Genomic DNA, 1,934 nt, shown 5'->3' with positions numbered 1-1,934 from the left:
CCGAAGTTCCTCCATTGAAGTAGTGCAAGCCATTGATCCAACGCGAGATCCTCGCGCCGGCTGAAGCTGCTACTGGCTACAGCGAGAGGCTGAGGAGATCGAACGCCTTCTGCTGGATTGGGGTTGGTCGGGTCAGGAGAGTGAAGGGCCTGTGCGGGTTGGTGGCGGTGGTGACGGTGTTGCGGGCGAGGGTGGCGAGATCAGCGAGCAGGCTTGAGAAGCTATGCACGGGCAGGCCATCGGGTGTGACACCGGTGGTCTGCTTGGTGATGGCGGCCGGCGAGCGCTCGGCCTTGGCAACGGGGCCATTGCGCTGGGCCTCGGCGGCGGTGCGGTCGGTGTCGTGGAACAGCATCGGGGCCAGACGCTGGCGCAGGTGCCATTCGAGGTAGTAGGCGAGCATGCAGAGGAAGACGTGGGCGCGGACGCGCTCGGGCAGCCAATGGCGAACCGGGCGGAGCTGCAGGTCGACGCTCTTGAGGCAGCGGAAGGCACGCTCGACGAGAGCGAGCGACTTGTAGCTGCGCACCGTGGTGGCGTCGTCGAGACGGTCGGTCTCGAGGCTGGTGCGAACGACATAGAGGCCGTCGGTGGCGGCCTCGGCGTCGATCACGTCCTGCTTGCGCGTGAAGTGAAATCTGGCGTCGGCGATGTCGAGCGCGAAGTGCTTGGCCATCTTGTGCTGATCGAGCACGGCGCCGACCTTGAGCGCGATCTCGGCGCTGCCGCGCAGCGGATTGCGCTGACGGTTGACCGCGGCCTGGATGCGCGCGAGGTCACGGGCGGTGGCATCGAGCAGTTCGATGCGTTTGCGTTGGCGCTCGGCGGCGAGATCGGGATTGCGGCAGACGATCAGGCGCTCGTTGGGATAATCGGGCGAGGTGATGCTGGCCATGTTGCGTTCATCGAACAGTGTCATCTGCAGCCGGCCACTGGCCACCAAGGCCTGGATGGCGGGGGCGCGTAGGGCGGTAATCCAGTCGAGGCCAGCGGGACGGAGATCCTCGCCGATGCGCGCTTCGGTGATCATGCCGCGGTCGCCGACCAGCACCACGTTCTCGAGGCGGAAGCGCTGCTTGAGCTTGTCGACCTGGGTTGCCAGCGTGGCGGGATCGCCGGTGTTGCCCTCGAACACCTCGATGGCGACCGGACAGCCATCCGGAGCGCAGAGCAAGCCGTAGGTGATCTGCAGCTTGCCCGGCTTGCCGTCGCGGCTGTAGCCGCGCGCTGCCAGCGGGCAGCAGCGGCCCTCGAGGTAGCTGGACGAGACATCGTAGAGCACCAGCGTGCCGCCCTGCAGATGGCGCCTGGCCAGCGCAGTCTCGATGGCGGGCTGGCGTTCGTGCAACCAGTCGAGGGCGGTATAGAGCTCGTCCTCGTCGACCTCGCCAAGGCCGAGCATCTCGCCGAGGCTGGAGGAGGCGGTGTCGGGCGACAGCCGCCGCGCGGTGGCGAGCTTGGAGGCAGGATCCAGGATCCGGCTGACCAGCAGCGCCAGCACCAGGTCGCGGCAGCGGTTGCCCTCGGGGCCGAGCAGCGTGTCGAGGCCGATCCGGCGCGCCGTCCCGAGTACGGCCGCGACATGGCCGTGCGGCAGCGAGCGCTCGATGCGGATGACGTCCTGGCCTGGGGGGATGACGGTGCCGCCCTTGAGCACGGCGCGCAGGCCGTCGATGTGAGCGGGGTCCCAATGGGTGAGGTTGAGCAGGGTGCGCTTGTGAACCTTGCCGCCCTCGCGCCAGCTCTCGCGCAGCAGGATGGCGGGGGGCGAGGCGCGGTTGGGGACGGTTTCGATGTACATGGCCCATGATGGCACAGAGATCCGGCACCGCAGAAGCAAAATCGTGCCAATTACATGGGTACAATCTTCGTCGTCGCTGGGCCAATCAGGCGCAAGCTCAATGACTTAGAGCCAAGCGAAGCAGGAACTTCAG

Annotated in this window: 1 protein-coding gene; it reads right to left on the bottom strand. The window is 66.9% G+C overall.

The features are described 5' to 3' along the window. Positions 1–76: 76 nt before the first annotated feature. A complete protein-coding gene (locus tag Q7A36_RS39540) occupies positions 77–1,801 on the bottom strand; it encodes an IS1634 family transposase (protein WP_305109275.1) in 1,725 nt (574 codons plus the stop codon). Between the last annotated feature and the right edge of the window lie 133 nt (positions 1,802–1,934).

This window comes from Paracraurococcus lichenis (assembly GCF_030657435.1).
Lineage (GTDB): Bacteria > Pseudomonadota > Alphaproteobacteria > Acetobacterales > Acetobacteraceae > Paracraurococcus > Paracraurococcus lichenis.
This window is presented reverse-complemented; position numbering and strand designations above follow the sequence as displayed.